We start from the raw sequence: 22218 nt of genomic DNA, 5'->3' as shown, positions 1-22218 counted from the left end.
TCGGGCTCCACGAAACACGGAATTAATTCCATTCGGTAATAAATGGAAATCCGCCCTCCCTAGGTTCATCGCCACCGGGGCCCGTCGCCGTGCCCCCAGGCCCCCCGACGCCGCCGACCGGCAGCGTCTGATGACCGAGAGGGTTGTCCCACGTGAACCACTTCCGCTCCCGCCTTGCCACGGGCTCCGTCCTGGCTCTCACCGTCGCGCTGGGCCTCAGCGCCTGCGGTGGCTCCAAGTCCGGGGAGGAGAGCGCGGCCTCCAGCTGCGTCGACACCTCCGGCGACTCCGTCAAGCTCGGTTTCCTCAACTCCCTCTCGGGTGCGATGTCGATCAGCGAGACCACGGTGTCGAAGTCGCTCGGCATGGCCGCCGAGGAGATCAACGCCGACGGCGGCATCCTGGGCAAGAAGATCAAGATCGTGCAGGAGGACGGCGCCTCCGAGCCCACCGTCTTCGCCGAGAAGGCCGAGAAGCTCATCCAGCAGGACTGCGTGGCCGCGGTGTTCGGCGGCTGGACCTCCAGTTCGCGGGTCGCCATGCGCCCGGTGTTCAAGAGCCTGAACTCGATCCTGTTCTACCCCGTGCAGTACGAGGGCCTCGAGGCGGACCGCAACATCTTCTACACCGGCGCGACGACGAACCAGCAGATCATCCCGGCGCTCGACTTCCTGCGCGAGGAGAAGAAGATCAAGTCGATCTTCCTCGCCGGCTCCGACTACGTGTTCCCGCGCACCGCCAACAAGATCATCAAGCAGTACGCCGCCGAGTACGGCATCGAGGTCGTGGGCGAGGAGTACCAGCCGCTCGACCAGGGCGCCTGGGGCACCGCAGTCGACAAGATCGTCGCCACCAAGCCCGACGTCGTGTTCAACACCATCAACGGCGACTCGAACGTCGCCTTCCTCCAGGCCTACTCCGAGAAGGGCCTGTCGGCGAAGAACACCCCGATCATCTCGGTCTCCATCGCCGAGGAGGAGGCCGCGGCCATCCCCGTCGACCTCACCGGCCAGATGACGTCGTGGAATTACTACCAGACCGTCGACAGCCCGGCGAACAAGAAGTTCGTGGAGGCCTTCAAGGCCAAGTACGGCGCGGACGCGGTGACCTCGGACCCGATGGAGGCCGCCTACACCTCGCTGTACCTCTACAAGGCGATGGTCGAGAAGGCGAAGTCCTTCGACGTCGACAAGGTCATCGACGCCTCCGGCGGCACGACCTTCGAGGCGCCCGAGGGCACCGTCACCGTGAACGGCGACAACCACCACATCGCCAAGACCGCCCTCATCGGCGAGGTCCAGCCCGACAAGCTCATCACGACCATCTGGTCCTCAGGCGAGCCGATCGAGCCCGACCCGTTCCTCAAGGGCTACTCGTGGTGGGACCCCAGCAAGGACTGACCGCCTGACCCGTCCCGCTCTCCTCGAGCACCTACCGCTCGTCCCCTTCCCCCACGCGGGGAGGGGGACGGGCGGCCCTCCCCCGGAAGGACCTTCGTGGACGTCGTCATCTCCCAGGTCTTCACCGGCGCCTCCTACGGCGCCGCTCTGCTGCTCGTCGCCCTCGGCCTCTCGCTCACCTTCGGGCAGATGGGCGTCATCAACATGGCCCACGGCGAGTTCCTCATGGCCGGCGCGTACACCGCGTTCCTGACCCAGCAGGTCGTGACGAACGCCGACATCTCGCTGCTGGTCGCACTGCCCGTCGCCTTCTGCGTCGCCGGCCTCCTCGGCGTGCTGCTGGAGCTCACTGTCATCCGCTGGATGTACCACCGCCCCCTCGACACCCTCCTGGTGACCTTCGGCGTCAGCCTGGTGCTGCAGCAGGCCGCGAAGGACGTCTTCGGCGCCCAGGCGGTGGCGGTCGAGGGGCCCGGCTGGCTCGAGGGGCAGATCCCGATCCTCGGCTACCGCTATCCGCTCAGCCAGCTCTTCATCCTCGTCCTCACGCTCGTGTGCCTGGGCGCCGTGGCCTGGATGATGCGCACCACCGCCTTCGGACGACGCATGCGCGCCACGGTGCAGAGTCGCGACCTCGCTGAGACCCTCGGCGTCTCGACCCGCAACGTCGACCGCGCCACCTTCTTCCTCGGCTCCGGCCTGGCCGGCATCGCCGGTGTCGCCGTCACCCGGGTGACGGCCACGGAGTCGACGATGGGCTCGGAGTACATCATCGCCGCCTTCCTCGTGGTCGTCGCGGGCGGCATCGGCCAGATCCGAGGCGCGGTCATCGCCGCCTTCGGGCTCGGCATCATCCGCGCGTTCCTCACCTACTTCACCGACGGGAGCATGGCCGTGGTCCTCACCTTCCTGCTCGTCGTGGTCCTGCTCCAGGTCCGTCCCCAGGGCCTCTTCACGGTCCGGACGAGGAGCCTGGTGTGAGCCCCCGCTCGGCGCACCTGCTGCGCTCCTCGCTCCCCCTGCTCGGCATCGCCCTGATCGCGGTGCTCCTGCTCGTGGTGGCGCCCAGCGTGCTCACCCCGTTCCGGCTGAACAACCTCGGCAAGTACTGCTGCTACGCGATCGCGGCCGTCGGCATCGGCATCGCCTGGGGGCGCGGCGGCATGCTCGTGCTCGGCCAGGGACTGTTCTTCGGCATCGGGGCCTACGCGATGGGCATGCACCTCAAGCTCGAGGCCGCCGCAGCGACGGGCGGGGTGCCCGACTTCATGCTGAACTTCGGCGACGGCTCGCTACCCGTGTGGTGGGAGCCCTTCCGCAGTGGGGGCTTCACGATCGCAGCGATCATCGTGCTGCCGGCGGTGGTGGCGACCGCGCTCGGCGCGGCGGTGTTCAAGCGACGGATCAAGGGCGCCTACTTCGCGATCCTGTCGCAGGCGCTGACGGTCGCGTTCGCGGCGCTCCTGGTCTCGCAGATCAAGTACACCGGCGGCCAGACCGGCCTGAACTCACTGAGCTCGTTCTTCGGCTACAACCTCTACGACCCCGTCAACAAGCAGATGATCTACTCGATCACCGCCGGCGTGCTGGTGGCGATGCTGCTGCTGACCTGGCAGCTGTACCGCAGTCGGTTCGGCGAGCTGCTCGTGGCGGTGCGCGACGGCGAGGAGCGGGTGCGCTTCCTCGGGCACGACCCGGCGAACATCAAGCTGCTGGCCTTCGTGATCGCCGCCGTGATGGCGAGCATCGGCGGGGCGCTGTTCGTGCCGCTGGCCGGTCTGATCAACCCCCGTGAGGTCAACGCGCTCGCCTCCATCATGCTCATCGCCGGCGTGGCCCTCGGCGGGCGCGCCGCACTGCTCGGCCCCGCCCTCGGAGCACTGGCCGTCGGCTACGGCCGCACCACGCTGTCGGAGGCGTTCCCCGACCAGTGGACCTACTTCCTGGGCCTGCTGTTCGTGGTGGTGATCCTCTTCCTGCCGGCCGGCCTGGCCTCGGCCCTGTCGCGCTGGGGCAGGGCGATCGCCGACCGGGTCAGGAGCCGACCGCCGTCGTCACGCCACCGGGCATCCTCCGGCGTCACCGAGGAGGTCGCGGCATGAAGCACGTCGTGCCTCCCGACGAGCGCGGGCTCGACTACCTCGAGATCCGCGGCCTCACGGTCGAGTTCGACGGCTTCCGAGCCGTGGACGGCGTCGACCTCACCCTCCTGCAGGGGCGCCTGCACTTCCTCATCGGCCCCAACGGTGCCGGCAAGACGACGCTGGTGGACGCCGTCACGGGGCTCGTGCCCGGCAGCGGGCTGGCGCGCTACCGGGGGCGCGAGCTGCTCGGCCTGCGCTCCCACAAGGTCGTCCAGGCCGGCGTGGGCCGCACGTTCCAGACCGCCACGGTCTTCGAGGAGCTCACGGTGCTGCAGAACCTCGACATCGCCGGAGGCGTCCACCGCTCGGCCTGGGGGATGCTGCGGGCCCGCCGCGGAGTCCCGGAGTACGTCGAGTCGGCGCTGGAGACGATCGGTCTCAGCGACCTGCGCGACCGGCCGGCGGGCGTGCTGGCGCACGGTCAGAAGCAGTGGCTGGAGATCGGCATGCTGCTCGTGCAGGACTCCAAGGTCATGCTGCTCGACGAGCCGGTCGCCGGCATGAGCGCCGAGGAGCGCACCGAGACCGGCGAACTGCTGCGTCGCATCGGCGCCGAGCGCACGATCGTGGTCATCGAGCACGACATGGAGTTCGTGCGCACCTTCGCCGACGTCGTCACCGTGCTGCACGCCGGCAAGGTGCTCACCGAGGGGACGGTCGCCGAGATCCAGGCCGACCCTCGCGTGCAGGAGGTCTATCTGGGTCGCACGGCGGAGGGAGCCGATCATGCTTGAGCTACGAGGAGTCACGGCCGGCTACGGCCGCACCGTGGTGCTCCACGACGTCACCGTCGAGGTTCCCCAGGGCGGTGCGGTGGCGCTGATGGGCCACAACGGGGCGGGCAAGACCACGCTCCTGCGGGTGGCCGTGGGGCTGCTCCCGGTGCGCAGCGGCCAGGTGCTGCTCGACGGTGAGGACGTCACCGCGCTGCGCCCCAGTGCGCGGGTGCGCCGCGGCCTCGGCTACGTGCCCCAGGGGCAGCAGTCGTTCCCGCAGATGACGACGCTGGAGAACCTGCGACTCGTCTCGAACGTGCGCAGCGAGATCGACGGCGTGCTCGACACCTTCCCCGCGCTGCGCGACCTGCTCGGACGACGCGCCGGCCTGCTCTCGGGCGGCCAGCGCCAGCAGTTGGCGATCGCCCGCACGCTGCTCACGAAGCCGCGCATGCTCATCCTCGACGAGCCGACCGAGGGCATCCAGCCTAACGTGGTGGCTGAGATCGAGAGCGTGATCGGCGCCCTGACCGAGCGAGGCGACCTCTCGGTGCTCCTCGTCGAGCAGCACGTGGGCTTCGCGCTCCGCAGCACCGACGCGTACTACGTGATCGAGTCGGGTCGGATCACCTCCAGCGGCGACGGCGGTGCGGGCGCGCTCGAGGCCGTCCGCGCAGCGATGGCCGTCTAGAGCAGGGGGCCGCTCGTGTACCTGACCCCCTCCGACACGGAGAAGCTGCTGCTCAGCGTCGCCGGCATGGTCGCGCGCGACCGGCTCGCCCGGGGCGTGCTCCTCAACCACCCCGAGACGGTGGCCCTGCTCTCCTGCTGGGTGATCGAGGAGGCACGGGCGGGCGCCGGTGTCGTCGACCTCATGGAGCGCGGACGCACCGTGCTCACCCGCGACCAGGTGATGCCCGGGGTCGCGGAGATGCTCACCGACGTCCAGGTCGAGGCGACCTTCCGCGACGGGCGCAAGCTCGTCACGCTGCACCATCCGATCGCCTGAGCGCGCCGGCCCCCTACCTCGGCCCCACCCCTCCCCTGTTCCGACCGTTCGTCCCGACTCCCAGGAGGCCCCCGTGGCGATCCGCACCGACGGCCCCGGCGCCACCCGCACCGCGCCGGGGACCGTCGTCCTCAACGGCGACCGCGGGCCCGAGCAGCGCGCTCGGCTCGTCGTCACCAACACCGGCGACCGGCCCGTGCAGATCGGCTCGCACGTGCACCTTCCCGACGTCAACGCCGCCCTCGACCTCGACCGGGTGAGGGCGCACGGGTTCCGCCTCGACATCGCCTCCGGCACCTCGCGCCGCTTCGAGCCGGGCGCCTCGCAGGAGGTCGACATCGTCGCGATCGCGGGAGCGCGCGTCGTCCCCGGCCTCCAGCTCAAGGACGACGGGGGCGCGCTCGATGGTTGAGATCAGCCGGGCCGCCTACGCCGCGCTCTACGGCCCCACCGTGGGCGACCAGGTGCGCCTGGGCGACACCGACCTGTGGATCGAGGTCGAGCAGGATCTCTGCATCGGCGGTGAGGAGGCCGTCTTCGGGGGCGGCAAGTCGATCCGCGAGTCGATGGCGCAGTCCACGCGCACCAGTGCCGAGGGAGCGCTCGACACCGTCATCACCAACGCGCTCGTGCTCGACCACTGGGGCGTCGTCCGCGCCGACGTGGGCATCCGCGCCGGTCGGATCGTGGCGCTGGGGCGCTCGGGCAACCCCGACGTGGCCGATGGCGTCCACCCCGACCTCGTGATCGGCCCCGGCACGGACGTGATCTCCGGCGAGGGCCGCATCCTCACCGCGGGGGCGATCGACGTCCACGTGCACTTCCTGTCGCGCTCGCAGCTGGTGGAGGCCCTCTCCACCGGCATCCCGACCGTCGGCGGCGGCGGCACCGGGCCCTCGGAGGGCTCCAAGGCGACCACCGTGACGCCCGGGGTCTGGCACCTGCACGCCGTGCACCGCGCCCTCGACACGGTGCCGCTCAACGTGCTGCTGCTGGCCAAGGGCAACACGGTGAGCCGCGGCGGCCTCGCCGAGCAGGCGCTCGCCGGAGCAGCCGGCTACAAGGTGCACGAGGACTGGGGATCGACGCCCGCGGCCATCGACGCCTCGCTGCGCGCGGCCGAGGAGTGGGGGCTGCAGGTCGCGCTGCACTCCGACAGCCTCAACGAGGCCGGCTACGTGGAGTCGACGATCGGCGCGATCGCCGGGCGCGGCATCCACGCCTTCCACGCCGAGGGCGCCGGCGGCGGCCACGCCCCCGACATCCTCACCGTGGCCTCGCTCCCCCACGTGATCCCGGGCTCCACCAATCCCACGTTGCCGCACACCGTCAACACCGTGGCCGAGCACCTCGACATGCTGATGGTCTGCCACCACCTCAACCCGCAGGTGCCGGAGGACCTCGCGTTCGCCGAGTCGCGCATCCGCGCCACCACCATCGCCGCGGAGGACCTGCTGCACGACATCGGCGCGCTCTCGATCACCTCCTCCGACGCGCAGGCCATGGGGCGCATCGGGGAGGTCGTGTGCCGCACCTGGCAGGTCGCCCACGTGATGAAGCGCCGCTACGGCGACCACGGCGACCTCGCCGGCGGTAGCGCCGACAACCTGCGCGCCCGCCGCTACGTGGCCAAGTACACGATCAACCCGGCCATCGCGCACGGCATCGACCACGAGGTCGGCTCGGTCGAGCCCGGCAAGCTGGCCGACCTCGTCCTGTGGGACCCCCGCTTCTTCGGCATCCGCCCCGACGTGGTGGTCAAGGGCGGCGCACTGGTCTGGGCGGCCCTCGGCGACCCCAACGCCTCCATCCCCACGCCGCAGCCGGTGCTGATGCGCCCCACGCTCATCGAGGACGCCAGCCCCTACGCCCTCAGCTTCGTCTCCCCCGCAGCCCTGGACGACGGGCTGGCCGACCGTCTCGGCCTGCGCCGGCGGCTGGTCGCGCTCCGGCCGACGCGGGCGATCACGAAGGCCGACATGGTCAACAACAGCGCCCTGCCGCGCATCGACGTCGACCCGGAGACCTTCGCCATCGACGTCGACGGGGAACGCGTCGAGCCCGCACCCGCCGAGGAGCTCCCCCTTGCCCAGCTCTACTCGATGTTCTGAGGGCACGGTCATGACCTCCCCCGCCACGGAGACCCAGGGCGTCGCGACACCGGAGCTGCTCACGCTGCTCCTCGCCGACGCGCGCCTGCCGGTGGCCGGGCACACCCAGTCCAACACCCTCGAGGGCGCCGTGCTCGCCGGCCTCGGTGCCGCCGACGTGGCCACCTTCGTGCGCGCCCGGCTCCTGGGCGTGACCCGCGTGGAGGCCGGCACGGCGGGGGCGGCGCGGGCGGGCGTCGTCCACGGGTGGGGGGTGCGTCCGGTCGAGCGGGCCTGGGCGGCCCGCACCGCCTCCCCCGCGCTGCGGGAGGCCTCGCGCGTGCAGGCACGCACCCTGCGTCGGCTCGCGGGCTCGCTGTGGCCGGCCTCGGTCGTGCCGCTCGCCCCGGAGGCCGGTGGGGTGGCGCGGCCCGCGCGGGCCGTCGTCCTCGGTGCGGTGGCGGCCCACCTCGGCCTGGACGCCGCCCAGACCGCCCGGATCGTCGCCTACGACGACGTGCAGACCGTGTGCGCTGCCGCCCTGAAGCTGCTGCCGCTCGACCCGCTCGAGGTGACCGGCTGGGTGGCGGACGCGCTCCCCGGGGTGGCCGCGGTGGTCGACGCCGTCGTCGACGTCGAGCTGCCCGGCGACGTCCCCGCGCTCGCAGCGCCGCAGATCGAGGTGTGGGCACAGGCCCACGCCCGTACGACCAGGAGGTTGTTCCGTGCCTGACCCCACCACGTCCCCGACCGGCGACCACACCTCCGCCCCTGGGCGGCCGCTGCGCCTCGGCGTCTGCGGCCCCGTCGGCACGGGCAAGAGCTCGCTCATCGCCCTGCTGTGCCGCGAGCTGTCGGCCGAGCTGCAGCTGGCCGTGGTCACCAACGACATCTACACCGACGAGGACGCCCGCTTCCTCCGCTCGGCCGGCGTGCTGGACGCCGATCGGATCAGGGCCGTGGAGACGGGCGCGTGCCCCCACACCGCGATCCGCGACGACATCAGCGCCAACCTCCTCGAGGTCGAGACCCTCGAGGAGGACTACCCCGACCTCGACGCCGTGCTCCTCGAGTCGGGCGGCGACAACCTCACCGCGACCTTCTCCCCCGCCCTCGTCGACGCCCAGATCTTCGTGCTCGACGTGGCTGGCGGCGGCGACGTGGCCCGCAAGGGCGGCCCGGGGATCGAGCGCGCCGACCTGCTCGTGGTCAACAAGACCGATCTCGCCCCGCACGTGGGGGTGGACGCCGCGCTCATGCGCACCGAGGCCGCCTCAGCCCGCGGTGGGCGCCCGGTGATCGCACTCTCGCGCCACGACCGGACCAGCATCGACCTGCTGCTCGCCTGGGTGCGCGAGGTGCTCGCCACCCACCGCGCCGGCGCGCTGGTGCCGGTCGACCCCGGGCCGATGGCACGCCACTCGCACGCGCACGAGCACGACCACCCGCACGAGCACGAGCACGAGCACGCGTGAGCCCGCAGCCGGAGCGCCTCGGGCGCACGGAGATCCGCCTCGATCCCCCCGACGGCGCGGCCCGCTGCGGCGTGCGCACGACGCTCGTGCGCAGCGATCCCACCGCCACCGTGCTGCGCGCGATGGTGCTCGAGCACACCGCCGACGCCGCGCGACTGGCTCTCCTGCCCGACGGCGCGCTGCTGCTGGCGGGCGACGCGATCGAGGTCGACGTGCACGTCGGCGCGGGGCTGCGCCTCGACCTGATCGAGCCCGCCGGCACGGTGGCCTTCGACATGCGCGGCGCGCGGGCGCGGTGGGACGTGCGCGTCGTCCTCGAGGCAGGAGCGGTGCTCACCTGGGCGGGTGAGCCCTTCGTGGTCGCCGCCGGCGCGGAGGTGGAGCGCGACATCAGCGTGCAGTGCGGCCTCGGAGCGCGCGTGGCGATGCGCGAGACTCTGGTGCTCGGCCGGTTCGGCGAGGGTCCGGGCAGGCTGCGCCAGCACACCCGGGTCGTGGACGACGACGGCCCCGTCCTCGTGGAGGACCTGGTCCTCGACGCCGCCTCGGCCCCGCTCGTGCTCGGCGGCCACCGTGTGCTCACCTCCGTGCTGGCCGGCGCCGTGGCGGTGGCGGTCGACGAGACGGAGACCGGTGGGGCTGGCGACCCCGACCGGCTCGAGCTCGACGTGCAGGGCTGGACCCTGTGGCGGCGTCTGGGCCAGGAGGCGCACGCGGCGGCCCTTCCCGAGCCGTGGCGCCTCGTCGTCGAGGCGGTCGGTGGGGTCGACGGCCGGCTGGAGCCGCATCCGCTCGCCGGGTCGGGAGCGGGGCGACCGTGACCGCGTCAGTGCGCGCGGGCGATCTGCTGCTCGACACGGAACTCCAGGCCGTCGGCGCGCGCGAGGTAGACGTCCTGGTCGAGCAGGTTGCCCGCCAGGCGCACCAGCCCGCGCGGGCTGGAGTAGAAGTGGCCGTCCGGCAACGTGGCGGCGGCGGCGACGCTGATCTCGCCGCACGTCTCACCGAGGCGGGCCAGGAACCAGATCGCCTCGTAGCAGGACTCGCCGACCGCGTTGAGCGCCGGTGCCCAGCGGCCCCAGCGGGCGTAGTAGTCGCGGGCGAGCTGCGAGCTCTCCACCGTGCCGAGGTCGTCGAAGTAGGCGGCGGCGGCGTAGAGCCGGTCGTTGGCGGCTGCACCCGCGGCCAGGAGGGTGTTCTCCTCCACGGCCGGGCTCAGCCGCGGCAGCTGTGCGGTCAGGCCGGCGCGGGCGAACTGCCGGTTGAAGTGCACGGCGTCCTGGCCCATCAGCAGCATGATCACGCCGTCGACCGGGCTGCGCTCGAGCTCGGCGATCACGCCGGCGAAGTCGCTCGTGCCGAGGGGCACGTAGGTCTCGCTCACGACCTGCGAGGCGGTGCCCTGCAGTGCCAGGCGGGCCGTGGCACCGGTGACGCGTGGGAACACGTAGTCGTTGCCCAGGATCGCCCAGCGGCCGACGCCGAGCTCCTCGCGCATCCAGTGCGCGGCCGGCAGCAGTTGGTTGATCGGGCGCTCCCCGATCATGAACAGGCCGGGGGTGTCGTCGCTGCCCTCGTGCATGGCCGAGAAGGCATAGACCACGCGCCCGCCGACCCTACGAGTGATCGCCTTGCGCACGGCGGAGATGTGCCAGCCGGCCACCGCCTCCACTCGGCCCGCCTCGACGAGCCGCGCGACGTCGTGGGCGACCGTCTCGGGGTCGCGGCCGGCGTCCACCACCTCGAGCCGCACCTGCCGTCCGGCGATGCCCCGGCCGGAGTTGAGCTGCTCGACGGCGAGCTCGCCGCACGCCAGGCAGGAGGGACCGTAGAGCCCGGTCGGCCCCTGCAGCGGGACGACGAAGGCCACCGACAGGACGTCGGACTCGGCTCGACTGCTCACCAGGCCTCCGCACGCGCGTCGGCTGGCGTGGGCCGGCGACATTGCGGGCGCTCGATCAACCGTGGGGGTTTCGCGGTGCGCCCTACGATAAGGGCGCCGATGCCAGCGCGTGGCCGTGACGGCCACGATGTGACCTTCTCAACGCCACACGGCCGCCACCGCGACCAGGAGCCCACGTGATCGAGCAGCCCTCCCCAGCCCCGGGCGCCAGCAGCGCCGCGGTGCGCGTGCGGCGCCTCGAGGCCGCCCTGCGCGCGGCGCTCGAGCCGATCCTGGCCGAGCACGACCTGGCCATGGACCACTGGCGCATCATCGCCGTCATCGACGACGAGCCGGGTCTGGGCATGAGCGAGATCGCGATCGCCGCCGTCGTTCCGGCCGCCTCGCTCACCCGCCACATGGACCGGCTCGTCGAGCGCGGCATCGTGGTGCGCCGGATCGACCCGGTCGACCGGCGTCGCTCCGTGCTCGCCCTCGCGCCGCACGGGCGTGCCTACGCGGAGCGGTTGCGGGCGGCCGAGCGTGAGGCGCTCGTCGTCCTCGGAGCGGTGGACGGCGCGCTCGAGGACGCCGAACCCCGCTGAGGCTCAGCTGCCGGCGACGATGCCGCGGCGCAACAGCCCGACGAGCTGGCGGGCGGTGGTACGCACCGGGCTGCCGCCCGCCGCGTCGGCCACCTGCCCCGCGAAGTCGATGAGCTGCTTCATCTGGCGCACGAAGTCGCCCGCGGTCTGGTCGTTGCGGGTGATGATCTCGTCGAGGTCCTGGCCCTCGGCCCAGCGGTAGGCCGTCCAGGCGAACCCCGGGTCGGGGCGCCGCAGGAAGTCGAGACGGTTCTCGCGCTCGAGTCGCTCGAGACTGCCCCAGAGCCTGGTCATGGCGTCGATGGTGACGGCGATGGCGCCCCCCGGCACGTTGGGTGGGGAGTCCTCGGGCCGGCGCGCCTCGTAGACGAGGCAGGACAGCACCGCGCCCAGCTGCGCCGGGGACAGGTCGTCCCACAGCCCTTCGCGCAGCGACTCGGCGGCCACCAAGTCGAGCTCGGAGTAGATGCGCATCAGGCTTCGACCACGCGGGGTGACCTCGTCGCCGTCGACGTACTCCAGGGCCGTGAGCACGTCGCAGACGCGGTCGAAGGTGCGGGCCACGGTGTTGGTGCGCCGCTCGATGCGCTGGGCGAGGGTGTCGGCGTCGCGCTTGAGCTTGGCGTGCCGTTCGGCCCAGCGGGCGTGGTCCTCGCGGTCGGAGCAGCCGTGGCAGGGGTGCTCGCGCATCTGCTGGCGCAGGGTCGCGATCTCCTGCGCCACGCCGGAGTCCATCGGCGCCCGCTCGGCGCGGGGGCGCACGACCGAGGCGGGCAGCTCGCGCACCGCCTCGCGCACCGCCTGGGCGATGTCCTTGCGCTGGTGCGGGTTGCGGGCGTCGACCTTGCGCGGCAGCCGGATGCGGGCCACCGGCTCGACCGGCGTCGGGAAGTCCATCATCGCCAGACGGCGGCCCTGACGCTCGGCGGTGATCACCAGCGGGCGGTGGGCGTGCGGCCCCTGCTCCGACAGCCCCGGTTCGAGGACGACGGCCGGCCCGGCGAACTTGCCCACCGGCACGACGATCACGTCACCCGGCTTCAGCTTCTCCAGCGAGGCGCCGGCCTCGTCGCGGCGGTCCTGCCGACGGGTGCGGCTGGCCTCCTTCTCGAGGTCGCTGATGCGCCGACGGAGGTCGGCGTACTCCATGAAGTCGCCGAGGTGGCACTGCGCGGCGTCGGCGTAGCCGGCCAGGGCGTCCTCGGCCTTGCGCAGCTGGCGGGCCAGGCCGACGACGGCGCGGTCGGCCTGGAACTGGGCGAACGACTGCTCGAGCAGCTCGCGGGCCCGGGCGCGGCCGAAGGCGTCGACCAGGTTGACGGCCATGTTGTACGACGGCCGGAAGGAGGAGCGGAGCGGGTAGGTGCGCGTCGAGGCCAGGCCCGCGAGCTCGCGCGGGTTCATCCCCGGCTGCCACAGCACCACCGCGTGACCCTCGATGTCGAGGCCGCGGCGTCCGGCACGGCCGGTGAGCTGGGTGTACTCCCCCGGCGTGATGTCGGCGTGGGTCTCGCCGTTCCACTTCGTCAGCTTCTCCAGCACCACGGTGCGCGCCGGCATGTTGATGCCGAGCGCGAGGGTCTCGGTGGCGAAGACGATCTTGATGAGCCCGCGGAGGTAGAGCTCCTCGACGCACTCCTTGAATGCCGGCAGCATGCCGGCGTGGTGGGCGGCGATGCCGCGCGAGGCGGCGTCGAGGAAGTCGTGGTAGCCGAGCACGTTGAGGTCGGCCGAGGGCAGGCCGCCCAGCGAGCGTTCGACGAACTCGATCGCCGCATCGCGTTCCTCGGGCGAGGTGAGGCGCAGGTTCGCGTCGAGGCACTGCTTCACGGCAGCGTCGCAACCGGCGCGGCTGAAGATGAAGTCGATCGCCGGCAGCAGGTTGTCGCGCTGCAGGCGCTCGATCACGTCGATGCGACCGGGGATCCAGATGCGACGGCCGCTGCCGACGTTGCGGCTGCCCGGCCCGCCCTGGCGTCCGCGGGCCCCCTTCGGGGTGCGGCGGTCCTTGAGGCGGCTGGCGGCCCAGTCGTCGCGGGCGAGCTTCATCAGCTCGTCGTTCACGGGCGCGCCCTCGCGCACGAAGCCGGCCGAGGCGTCGACGTCGGAGTCGGCGAAGAGGTCGAGGAGGCGTCGTCCTGCCATGACGTGCTGGAACAGCGGCACCGGACGACGCTCCGCCACGATCGTGCGGGTGGAGCCGCGCACGGTCTCGAGCCACTCGCCGAACTCCTCGGCGTTCGACACCGTGGCCGACAGCGAGATCACCGACACCGACTCGGGCAGGTGGATGATGACCTCCTCCCACACCGCGCCGCGTGACCGGTCGGCGAGGTAGTGCACCTCGTCCATCACCACGAAGCCGAGGCCCACGAGGGTGCGCGAGCGCGCGTAGAGCATGTTGCGCAGCACCTCGGTGGTCATCACCACGATCGGCGCCTCGCCGTTGACCGTGGTGTCACCGGTGAGGAGGCCGACCTGATCGGGGCCGTAGCGGGCCACGAGGTCGGCGTACTTCTGGTTCGACAGCGCCTTGATCGGCGTGGTGTAGAAGCACTTGCGATCGGTCTGCAGGGCCAGGTGCACCGCGAACTCGCCGACCACCGTCTTGCCGGCACCGGTGGGCGCCGCGACGAGCACGCCGTCGCCGTTCTCGACGGCCTTGCACGCCTCCACCTGGAAGTCGTCGAGGCCGAACGGGTAGCCGGTGCGGAAGTCGTGGAACACCGGGTGGGAGCGGTTGCGCTTGAAGGCCGCGTAGCGCTGGGCGGGGCTGAGGTCCTCGCCGTCGGCCGGGTCGTGCCCGCGGGTGCTCACGCGATCACCGACACCGCGCGCGGGGCGATCTCGACCGTGAGCGGCAGGCGCCCCCACCGCTCGCCGTCGGCGTAGCCGACGATGCCGGTGCTCGCGATGGTGACGCGGTGCACGCGGTGGCGCTCGTACTGCGGGTGGTCGACGTGGCGGCCGGAGTAGAGCTTCGGGAACGTCCTCACGAGCTCCATCCTGCCGACCGGCCCGATGAGCACCACGTCGAGCAGGCCGTCGTCCATGAGGGCGCCCTCGGCGATGCGCATGCCACCGCCGAAGCAGGGACCGTTGCCGACCGCCACGAGCATCGCCCGCACGTGCTTGGTCGCACCGTCGAGCTCGAGCACGTAGTCGAGGGGCGTGAAGGTGCGCAGCTCGGCCAGCGTGGCCAGTGCGTACCGGCTCTGCCCGCGCGGACGACGCATGGCGTTCGCCCGCTCGTTGACCACGGCGTCGAAGCCCGCGGCCAGCACTCCGCCGAAGTAGCGCTCGCCCACGCGGCCGAGGTCGATGCGGCGGGTGCGTCCGCCGACGATGCGGCCGGCCGCTGCCGCTCCGTCGCGCAGCGGCAGACCGAGCGCGCGGGCGAGGTCGTTGCCGGTGCCGGCCGCGAGGATGCCGAGCGGAACCTCGGTGCCGGCTGCCGCCTGCAGCCCGAGGTTCACCAGCCCGTCGCCTCCGCAGAGGACGACGGCGTCCGGCTCCTCCTCCACCGCCTGCCGCGCGAGGTCGAGGGTCTCGTCGGCGTCGCGTCCGGTCGTGACCCGCGTGCGCCATCCGGCGCCGTGCAGGCGGGGCAACGCCTCCTCGACCACCCGCAGACCGCGGCCCTTGCCCGAGGCGGGGTTGGTGACGACGACCGCACGAGGCACAGGGTGAAGGCTAGCCGTGCTGGCCAGCGCGGCAGCGCACCGGTGCGGCGACGCCGTCAGACGTCGAGCTTGCTGGGCTCGTCGGGCGAGAGGCCGGCGTTGATGCCCCGGCTCGCCCGACGTCGGTCGTTGAGGCGGGCGATGATCTCGGAGACGAAGAACAGCACGACCATCGGCACGGCCATGAAGGTCATGGTGAACGGGTCGGTCGACGGCGTCGCGGCGGCGGCGAAGACGAAGGACCCGATGATGATCCACGGCCGGAAGCGCGCGAGCGTGCGGCCCTTGACCACGCCGGCGGCGTTGAGGAGCACGACGAAGACGGGGATCTCGAAGGCGATGCCGAACATCAGCAGCGTGCGGCTGAAGAAGGTGAGGTACTCGTTGAAGTCGACGAGGTTGGTGAGATCGGCCGGGGTGAAGCCGATGAGGATCTCCAGGCCCTTCGGCAGCGTGACGTAGCCCAGCCAGACGCCGACGAAGAACAGCGGCCCTGCGATGACTGCGAAGACGCGGGTCCACTTCTTCTCGTGGCTGTGGAGCCCGGGGACGATGAACGCCCACAGCTGGTAGATCCAGATGGGGCTCGCGCTGATCACGGCCGCCATGCCGCAGAGCTTCAGGTAGAGGAGGAAGCCGCCGGCCGCGCCGGAGGTCGTGGGAAGGGTCGAGCCCTCCGGGAGGTCGGCCTGAGCCTGCTGGTAGGGGCCGTAGACGAGCTCGTAGATGGGGTCGAAGAAGAACAGCGCGATGATGAAGAGCACGGCGAGCGCGGTCACCGACTTCAGGAGCCGCGCGCGCAACTCACGCAGGTGGTCCGACAGGGCCATCTGCCCGCCCTCCCCCACGGGGTGGAGGGGCTTGACGACGAAGAGTCGGAGCAGGCCGGTCAGCACCGGCTCAGAGGTTGTTGGGGTTGTTCTCGCGACGCTCGTCGACGATCTCGGCCTCGGCCACGTCGGACTCGGTGAGCTCGCGCGTCGGGGTCGGCGCCGGGGTGTCGGAGGCGATCTCCGCCTCGTCCTTCTTCTCGTCCTCGCGCAGGCCCTTGGTCTCGGCCTTGAAGATGCGCAAGGCCTGGCCGGAACCGCGGGCGAGGTCGGGGAGCTTCGAGGCACCGAAGACGAGGATGACGATGGCGAGGATGATGAACCACTCACCGCCGGCGGGCATGCTGATCAGCGGGATCATGGGTTGGGACCAACTCTCGGTGGGGTGCACTGCTTCGTTCCCCCTCATCGTACGCCGGTGGCTTCGTACAACCTGAGGGTGTGCCGTGCCGTGGATGTGAATTCTTGGGTGAGGCGGTCGTCGTCCACGACCGTGGCGTGCGGCGCCAGGCGCAGCAGCAGGCGCTCGAACCAGCGCTGGTCGACCACCACCAGCTCGACCTCGAGCCGACCGTCGTCGTGGCGACGGGCCGAGCGCACCGGGTAGTAGTCGGCCGCCCACGCGGCCGGGGCGTCGAGCACCAGTCGGACGACGCGGGCCCCCGGCTGGTCGGCGTCGTCGAACATCCCGGCTCCCGCGTCGCGCGGTGCGCGTCGCGGCTGCTCGGTGGGGCCGTCGAGGACCTCGACCTCCCGAACGCGGTCGAGTCGGAACAGCCGGTCGCCGCCCGCGCGCCGGCACCAGCCGTCGAGGTAGGCGTGCGCGCCCCGCTCGACGACGCCGTAGGGCTCGACGATCCGCTCGGACTCCTCCTGGCGTGAGGGCACGAAGTAGAGCAGGCGCACGGGGCGCCCGGCGGCGATCGCCTCCTGCAGCACGGCGGTGTGACGCTCGACCTCGGCGCGCACTGCATCGAGGGGCGAGGAGGTGATCTCGACGGGCGCCGGCCCTGCTGCCTCGACCGCCGCGGCCAGCTTCGACAGCACGCCGTCGATCACGGCCGCGGTCTCGGAACGAGCGCCGTCGCGCATCGCGTGCAGGGCGACCTGCAGCGCCGAGGCCTCGGTGGCGGTGAGGCGCAGCGGACGCGCGAGGTACTCGGCGTTGCGCACCCGGATGACGCCGTCGTGGATCGGGCCGCCGTCCTCGGACTCGAGGGCGTCGAGGTCGACGTCGATGAGGTCGTCGGGCAGGCCGCCGGGAAGACCGCAGAGGAAGAGGACCTTGAGGTCGCGCAGCAGTTGTGCGGGCGTGATGCCGAGCAGGTCGGCCGCCTCGCCCAGACGCACGCCGTCGCGGCGGTGGACCAGCGGCACGAGGGTGAGCAGGCGCGCCACCTGTTCCCGCGCGCCGCCGGCGGCGTTCGGTGCGACAGCGGGTCCGGTGCCCCGCGACGACCGCGTGGATGCCGTGCTCACGCCACCACCGCCCGGAGTCGGCTGACGATCTCGTCGCGGATCGAGGCGGGCTCGAGCAGCACCGCATCGGCGCCGAGGGCGAGCACCTCGTCAGCCAGGCCGGAGGCGGGGCGCCGGACCTCGATGCGGTCCCAGGCGGTCGCGTCGTCCGGACCCTGGACGCCGTGCACGACCCGGCTCGCGGCCGCGCGCAGGTGCCCGCCCGCGCCCTCACGCACGAGCAGGGCGGCCTGCTCGGTGGCCGGCGGCGGCGCCAGTCGTCGAGCGGTCTCGCGGATGTCGGTGCCGACCGGGATCGTGAAGGCGTCGGCCGGACCGCTCGGACGAACCGTGCCGACGATGCGCGAGAGGCGGAACACGCGCTCGGCCTTCCGGTCGGTGTCGTGCCCCACGACGTACCAGCGGCCCGACGAGCGCACCACCCCCCACGGCTGGAGGTGGCGCGTGGACGGCGAGTCCTGGGCCGGTCGGCGGTAGTCGAAGACGATGGCGCGGCGCTCGCAGGCCGCTCGCCAGCACACCTCGAAGGCGGGGTCGTCGGCGCCGATCAGAGCCGGAGCGAGGTCGGGGGCGTCGTCGACCGGGCCGGGCTCGCCCGCGTCAGGACCCGCGTCGGGACCGGCGAAGGGATCAGGGTCCGGCTCGGCGTCCACGAGCTTGCGGACGGCGGCCGTGGCTGCCTGCGCCACCGAGGCGTGCTGCCACACGCGCGAGGCCAGGCCCACCACGGCGGCCTCCTCCGCGCTGAGCTCGACGTCGGGCAGGGCGTAGGCCTCGGGGGCGATGCGGTAGCCCACCTCGTCGTCGAAGAAGGCGTCGACGACCTCGACGTCGACGGGGACCCCGAGCGAGCGCAGCTCCTCCTTGTCGCGCTCGAACATCTTCTCGAAGGCCTCGGGCCGCGAGTCGGCGTAGAGCAGGGCGCGGATGCGCTCCTTGGGCAGCGGTCGACGCTGCACCAGCAGGAGGATCAGCAGGTTGAGCAGCCGTTCGCTCTTGGGGGCCGGCATGCGCCTGATTCTTGCTGCTGGCGACCCCTGCGTGCCAGTCGGGGGCGGGAGCGGACGCCGTCGCCGTGCGGCGGGGCCGGCCCCGAGCCGACCGCAGCGGGTCAGGCAGCTCCGAGGACGTCGATGACGAAGTAGAGCGTCGAGTTAGCCGGGATGTCGGCGCCCTGCGCCTGGTCGCCGTAGCCGAGCGCAGGCGGGATCTTGAGCAGCACGCGGCTGCCGACCTTGACGCCGATGAGGCCCTGCGACCAGCCCTTCACGACGGTGCCGAACTCCTCGCTCAGGATCGCCGACAGCGGCTCCCCGCGGCTGTAGCTCTCGTCGAAGGGTTTCTTTCCCTTGTAGACCGCGCCCAGGTAGTTGGCGGCGATGACGTCGCCCGACTTCACCTCGGGGCCGGCGCCCTGGATGAGGGTGCTGACCTCGAGCTTGGCGTCGGGCTTGGCCACGCCGGCGAAGTTCAGGCCGCTCGGAGTGGTGCCCTTGAGGGTCACCTCGGGCGCCCAGGCGGGCTTGGCGGTGGTGACGGGCGTGCCGGCGGGCTCCTTGGCGGCGACCGCGACGAGGTCGGCGACGATCACCAGCCCGTCCTCGTTGCCGATGTCCTTGCCCGCCATGTACGACGACACCTGCTGGTCGCCGAGGTACTGCCCGATCAGCTTCTCGCTGCTGACCGTGACCGCGAGGCGCGTGCCGACCTTGAGGCCCGCCTTGATCTGCTTGCGCACGGGGTCGACGAGGAGGTCGGTGATCTGCTGGGGCTCGACCTTCGCGCCGACCTTCTGCACGAAGCCGCCGGCCTCGTCGCCGAAGGTGTCGATGACGGTCTTCTTGGTGAAGCCGTTGGCCACGGCGTAGTTGACCAGCACCTGGTCGCCGTCGGCCAGCGTGGCGCCCGTGCCCTCGGTGATCACCTTGTCCTGCGCGGCTCCGGGAGCGAGCGTGCCCTTGAAGTCGAACTTCGGAGCCGAGCCCACGTCGCCGGACACCGACACGGCGTCGAAGCCCTTCAGGTCCTCCTGCTCGCTGCCGCAGGCCGACAGAGCCAGCGTGGCCGGCAGGGCCAGGGCGAGGAGTGCGGTCAGGGAGCGGTGACGGAGCGCGCGCGGTCGAGACACGCGGGTCACCCTAGCGAGTGGACCTGAGAGGAACCTCAGCGGCTCGCCCGCGCGGCGGCGGTGCGGAGCGTCGTCCTCACATGCCGTCGATGAGGCGCTGCACCCGCTCGTCGTAGGCCTTGAACGGGTCCTTGCAGAGCACGGTGCGCTGCGCCTGGTCGTTCAGCTTGAGGTGCACCCAGTCGACGGTGAAGTCGCGACGGCGCTCCTGGGCGCGACGGATGAACTCGCCACGCAGCCGGGCGCGGGTGTTCTGCGGGGGCACCGACTTGGCCTCGAAGATGCGGAGGTCCTCGGTGACCCGGGCCACCGCTCCCCGCTTCTCCAGGAGGTAGTAGAGGCCGCGGCCCCGGTGGATGTCGTGGTAGGCGAGGTCGAGCTGGGCGATGCGCGGGTGGCTCAGCGGGAGGCCGTGCTTGGCGCGGTAGCGGTCGATCAGCTTCCACTTGATCACCCAGTCGATCTCGCGGTCGACCAGACCGAGGTCGTCGGAGTCGACGGCCTTGATCGTGCGCTCCCACAGGTCGAGGGTGCGCTCGATGATCGGCGTGCTGATGCCCCGGCGGTCGACGAAGTCGCGCGCCTTCGACAGGTACTCGGTCTGGATCTCCAGCGCGCTGGCTTCGCGGCCGTTGGCCAGGCGGACCTTGCGACGGCCGGTGACGTCGTGGGAGATCTCACGGATGGCCCGGATCGGGTTCTCCAGCGTGAGGTCGCGCATCACCACGCCCTCCTCGATCATGCGCAGCACCAGGTCGCAGGAGGAGACCTTGAGCATCGTGGTGGTCTCGCTCATGTTGGAGTCGCCGACGATCACGTGCAGGCGGCGGTACTTCTCGGCGTCCGCGTGGGGTTCGTCGCGGGTGTTGATGATCGGTCGGCTGCGGGTGGTGGCGCTCGAGACGCCCTCCCAGATGTGCTCGGCGCGCTGGCTGACCGCATAAGACGTGCCGCGCGGCGTCTGCGTGACCTTGCCCGCGCCCACGATGATCTGGCGCGTCACCAGGAACGGGATCAGCACGTCGGCCAACCGGGTGAACTCCCCCGCCCTGCTGACGAGGTAGTTCTCGTGGCAGCCGTAGGAGTTGCCCGCCGAGTCGGTGTTGTTCTTGAACAGGTAGATGTCGCCGGCGATGCCCTCGTCGTGCAGGCGTTGCTCGGCGTCGAGGAGCAGCCCCTCCAGCACCCGCTCCCCCGCCTTGTCGTGGGTGACCAGGTCGACGATGTCGTCGCACTCCGGCGTCGCATACTCGGGGTGGCTGCCGACGTCGAGGTAGAGCCGGGCGCCGTTGCGCAGGAAGACGTTGCTCGAGCGCCCCCAGCTCACCACCTTGCGGAACAGGTAGCGCGCCACCTCGTCGGGGCTCAACCGACGCTGGCCCTTGAACGTGCAGGTCACGCCGTACTCGTTCTCGATACCGAAGATGCGCCGGTCCATGACGCGACACTACCGGCTCGGCGGTGGGCCGGTGCTCCGACGCGGCGGCCCGTCGCTGCTGCTCCGGCGGCCGGCGGCGAGGGTTGCGGTTTGGCGCCAATCCGCAACATTCGTGCCGATTCGGTTGCGGTTTCCCACCAATCGATGGTGCTGTCAGTGAGGCCCCGGCATGCGGAACCACCGGTTCATCACCCGCTCGCGGCAGATCGGCGAGAAGAGAGACTCCTCGAGCAAGCGTGTCCAGCGGTGGACCCGTCGAGCGTCGTGGCGGCGTCCCAGGGCTCGGTCCAGCTCCTGCGCGGTGACGGCGGGGTAGGTGATCAGGTCACCCATGGTGAACCCCCTGCGGATGAAGCCGGCAGCGAACCATCCGCGGTCCCGCCTGAGGTCGGCGGTGTGCGCGCGTGTCCCACGATGGACGGCGCCGTCGTACTCGTGCACGTGATGAGAGCCCGTCACGAGGAGGTCGGCACGCCCAAGGAAGCGCCCGTCATCATCGTGCAGCGAGACCTGCGGCGTGGTCGGGATCTCCAGTACATCGTGGAAGCGCCGCAGAAGGGTCTCCCCAGGTGACTCCGCCCGGCCATCGGCGTGCATCAGCGCTCGACGAAGCACCCGGGTGCCCGGCCGGCTACTCCCGACCAGGTCGTCGAGCGCCGACGCCTGGATGTGCCCGGCCCTCAGGGCGGAGTCAGCCATGATCGTGAGATCGAGCTCGCCGAGATCTCGCGCCGATCGCAGCAGGACCTCGACCGGACTGTCGACGCGGAGGCCCAGGGCGACCTCGACCGACGGACTGTCGTGCGTGAGTCGTGAGCAGATGATCCCGGGGCGCCGCGGCGCGAGCGCCCCGCGCACGGCCGCGAAGATCGGAACCTGCTCAGGCAGAACGGGGAGGTGCCATCCCAGGAGACGTGAGGCGGTCACGTGGGTGAACACCGCATCGGGGGGGGAGCAGTAGCCGCGTGGCACGGATGTGAGCCAGGTGGGACTCCACCGTGAACGCCTCGGCGGCGCTGGGCCGCGGCACGTAGAGGCCGTGCGCGACCCGGCGATAGTTCCGCGACCGCACCTCGCCGCGGATGGCTCCATCCTCGTCCGACTTCACGCCGCTGATCGTCCCCGTCCGAGCGAACGCGATCCAGTGCCTCTTCCTGACCTGTGGATGACGACCTCGCGGGCCGCCCGGAGGGGTACCGAAGCGGCCGCCGATTGGTGGGAAACCGCAACCGATCACCGCGAAATGTTGCGGTTTGGCGCCAAACCGCAACCACCGCCGCCCGCGCGCCGGTACGCGCGTGGGGCGACGGTGGGGGAGGTGGAGGGGCAGAGCGGCGGT

Annotated in this window: 22 protein-coding genes; 12 read left to right on the top strand and 10 right to left on the bottom strand. The window is 71.7% G+C overall.

Annotated elements, in window-relative coordinates; all coding sequences use genetic code 11:
- The first annotated feature begins 152 nt into the window (after nt 1–152).
- The 11 genes from urtA (at nt 153) to ACERUN_RS07005 (ending at nt 9655) form a co-directional block, all read left to right on the top strand.
- Entirely contained in the window at nt 153–1400 is a 1248-nt protein-coding gene (gene urtA, locus ACERUN_RS07055) for an urea ABC transporter substrate-binding protein (protein WP_370289147.1), read from the top strand.
- A gap of 96 nt (nt 1401–1496) precedes the next feature.
- The gene (gene urtB, locus ACERUN_RS07050) at nt 1497–2381 is read left to right on the top strand and encodes an urea ABC transporter permease subunit UrtB (RefSeq protein WP_370289146.1); all 885 of its coding nucleotides are present in this window, start codon (nt 1497–1499) and stop codon (nt 2379–2381) included.
- Nucleotides 2378–3502 (top strand): urea ABC transporter permease subunit UrtC, encoded by a 1125-nt coding sequence (gene urtC / locus ACERUN_RS07045; protein ID WP_370289145.1) that lies wholly within the window; start codon nt 2378–2380, stop codon nt 3500–3502. The genes urtB and urtC overlap by 4 nt, the downstream gene beginning before the upstream one ends.
- Nucleotides 3499–4278: an urea ABC transporter ATP-binding protein UrtD gene (gene urtD / locus ACERUN_RS07040; protein WP_370289144.1), complete on the top strand. Its 780-nt coding sequence runs from the start codon at nt 3499–3501 to the stop codon at nt 4276–4278. Before urtC ends, urtD begins: the two co-directional genes overlap by 4 nt.
- A complete protein-coding gene (locus ACERUN_RS07035) occupies nt 4271–4951 on the top strand; it encodes an ATP-binding cassette domain-containing protein (RefSeq protein ID WP_370289143.1) in 681 nt (226 codons plus the stop codon). Before urtD ends, ACERUN_RS07035 begins: the two co-directional genes overlap by 8 nt.
- A 66-nt stretch (nt 4952–5017) precedes the next feature.
- Nucleotides 5018–5269: an urease subunit gamma gene (gene ureA, locus ACERUN_RS07030; RefSeq protein ID WP_370289209.1), complete on the top strand. Its 252-nt coding sequence runs from the start codon at nt 5018–5020 to the stop codon at nt 5267–5269.
- A gap of 73 nt (nt 5270–5342) precedes the next feature.
- The gene (ureB, locus tag ACERUN_RS07025; protein WP_370289141.1) at nt 5343–5681 is read left to right on the top strand and encodes an urease subunit beta; all 339 of its coding nucleotides are present in this window, start codon (nt 5343–5345) and stop codon (nt 5679–5681) included.
- On the top strand, nt 5674–7380 hold the full coding sequence (locus ACERUN_RS07020; protein ID WP_370289140.1) for an urease subunit alpha: 1707 nt from the start codon (nt 5674–5676) through the stop codon (nt 7378–7380). Before ureB ends, ACERUN_RS07020 begins: the two co-directional genes overlap by 8 nt.
- 10 nt (nt 7381–7390) lie before the next feature.
- Nucleotides 7391–8092, top strand: a complete 702-nt coding sequence (locus ACERUN_RS07015) for an urease accessory protein UreF (protein ID WP_370289139.1) — start codon at nt 7391–7393, stop codon at nt 8090–8092.
- Nucleotides 8085–8834: an urease accessory protein UreG gene (gene ureG, locus ACERUN_RS07010; protein ID WP_370289138.1), complete on the top strand. Its 750-nt coding sequence runs from the start codon at nt 8085–8087 to the stop codon at nt 8832–8834. Before ACERUN_RS07015 ends, ureG begins: the two co-directional genes overlap by 8 nt.
- On the top strand, nt 8831–9655 hold the full coding sequence (locus ACERUN_RS07005) for an urease accessory protein UreD (protein ID WP_370289137.1): 825 nt from the start codon (nt 8831–8833) through the stop codon (nt 9653–9655). Before ureG ends, ACERUN_RS07005 begins: the two co-directional genes overlap by 4 nt.
- A gap of 5 nt (nt 9656–9660) precedes the next feature.
- On the opposite strand, the gene ACERUN_RS07000 is transcribed toward ACERUN_RS07005, so the two are convergent.
- Nucleotides 9661–10737, bottom strand: coding sequence for a substrate-binding domain-containing protein (locus ACERUN_RS07000; protein WP_370289136.1), 1077 nt, complete (start codon nt 10735–10737; stop codon nt 9661–9663).
- A 176-nt stretch (nt 10738–10913) separates the two neighbouring features.
- Between ACERUN_RS07000 and ACERUN_RS06995 the strand changes: the two genes are divergently transcribed.
- Nucleotides 10914–11321: a MarR family winged helix-turn-helix transcriptional regulator gene (locus ACERUN_RS06995; RefSeq protein ID WP_370289135.1), complete on the top strand. Its 408-nt coding sequence runs from the start codon at nt 10914–10916 to the stop codon at nt 11319–11321.
- Nucleotides 11322–11324: 3 nt separating this feature from the next.
- On the opposite strand, the gene ACERUN_RS06990 is transcribed toward ACERUN_RS06995, so the two are convergent.
- The 9 genes from ACERUN_RS06990 to ACERUN_RS06950 form a co-directional block, all read right to left on the bottom strand.
- A complete protein-coding gene (locus ACERUN_RS06990; protein ID WP_370289134.1) occupies nt 11325–14138 on the bottom strand; it encodes a DEAD/DEAH box helicase in 2814 nt (937 codons plus the stop codon).
- On the bottom strand, nt 14135–15004 hold the full coding sequence (locus ACERUN_RS06985; protein ID WP_370289132.1) for a diacylglycerol kinase family protein: 870 nt from the start codon (nt 15002–15004) through the stop codon (nt 14135–14137). The genes ACERUN_RS06990 and ACERUN_RS06985 overlap by 4 nt, the downstream gene beginning before the upstream one ends.
- Nucleotides 15005–15060: 56 nt before the next feature.
- The gene (tatC, locus tag ACERUN_RS06980; RefSeq protein WP_370289130.1) at nt 15061–15900 is read right to left on the bottom strand and encodes a twin-arginine translocase subunit TatC; all 840 of its coding nucleotides are present in this window, start codon (nt 15898–15900) and stop codon (nt 15061–15063) included.
- A gap of 4 nt (nt 15901–15904) precedes the next feature.
- Entirely contained in the window at nt 15905–16195 is a 291-nt protein-coding gene (gene tatA, locus ACERUN_RS06975; protein WP_370289129.1) for a twin-arginine translocase TatA/TatE family subunit, read from the bottom strand.
- Between the two features lie 44 nt (nt 16196–16239).
- The gene (locus ACERUN_RS06970; protein WP_370289128.1) at nt 16240–17313 is read right to left on the bottom strand and encodes a helix-turn-helix transcriptional regulator; all 1074 of its coding nucleotides are present in this window, start codon (nt 17311–17313) and stop codon (nt 16240–16242) included.
- The gene (locus ACERUN_RS06965; protein WP_370289127.1) at nt 17310–18323 is read right to left on the bottom strand and encodes a helix-turn-helix transcriptional regulator; all 1014 of its coding nucleotides are present in this window, start codon (nt 18321–18323) and stop codon (nt 17310–17312) included. The genes ACERUN_RS06970 and ACERUN_RS06965 overlap by 4 nt, the downstream gene beginning before the upstream one ends.
- A 101-nt stretch (nt 18324–18424) precedes the next feature.
- Nucleotides 18425–19441, bottom strand: coding sequence for an FKBP-type peptidyl-prolyl cis-trans isomerase (locus ACERUN_RS06960; protein WP_370289125.1), 1017 nt, complete (start codon nt 19439–19441; stop codon nt 18425–18427).
- A 76-nt stretch (nt 19442–19517) separates the two neighbouring features.
- The gene (pafA, locus tag ACERUN_RS06955) at nt 19518–20879 is read right to left on the bottom strand and encodes a Pup--protein ligase (protein ID WP_370289123.1); all 1362 of its coding nucleotides are present in this window, start codon (nt 20877–20879) and stop codon (nt 19518–19520) included.
- Nucleotides 20880–21032: 153 nt separating this feature from the next.
- On the bottom strand, nt 21033–21818 hold the full coding sequence (locus tag ACERUN_RS06950) for a hypothetical protein (RefSeq protein ID WP_370289121.1): 786 nt from the start codon (nt 21816–21818) through the stop codon (nt 21033–21035).
- Between the last annotated feature and the right edge of the window lie 400 nt (nt 21819–22218).

It is taken from the genome of Nocardioides sp., assembly GCF_964229035.1.
Taxonomy (GTDB): Bacteria; Actinomycetota; Actinomycetes; order Propionibacteriales; family Nocardioidaceae; genus Nocardioides.
This window is presented reverse-complemented; position numbering and strand designations above follow the sequence as displayed.

Coding starts and splice junctions, on each gene's coding strand:
- urtD (WP_370289144.1), top strand. CDS start 3,499: ATGAAGCACGTCGTGCCTCCCGACGAGCGCGGGCTCGACTACCTCGAG.
- ACERUN_RS07035 (WP_370289143.1), top strand. CDS start 4,271: ATGCTTGAGCTACGAGGAGTCACGGCCGGCTACGGCCGCACCGTGGTG.
- ureA (WP_370289209.1), top strand. CDS start 5,018: ATGGTCGCGCGCGACCGGCTCGCCCGGGGCGTGCTCCTCAACCACCCC.
- ACERUN_RS07020 (WP_370289140.1), top strand. CDS start 5,674: ATGGTTGAGATCAGCCGGGCCGCCTACGCCGCGCTCTACGGCCCCACC.
- ACERUN_RS07015 (WP_370289139.1), top strand. CDS start 7,391: ATGACCTCCCCCGCCACGGAGACCCAGGGCGTCGCGACACCGGAGCTG.
- tatA (WP_370289129.1), bottom strand. CDS start 16,195: ATGATCCCGCTGATCAGCATGCCCGCCGGCGGTGAGTGGTTCATCATC.
- ACERUN_RS06965 (WP_370289127.1), bottom strand. CDS start 18,323: ATGCCGGCCCCCAAGAGCGAACGGCTGCTCAACCTGCTGATCCTCCTG.
- pafA (WP_370289123.1), bottom strand. CDS start 20,879: ATGGACCGGCGCATCTTCGGTATCGAGAACGAGTACGGCGTGACCTGC.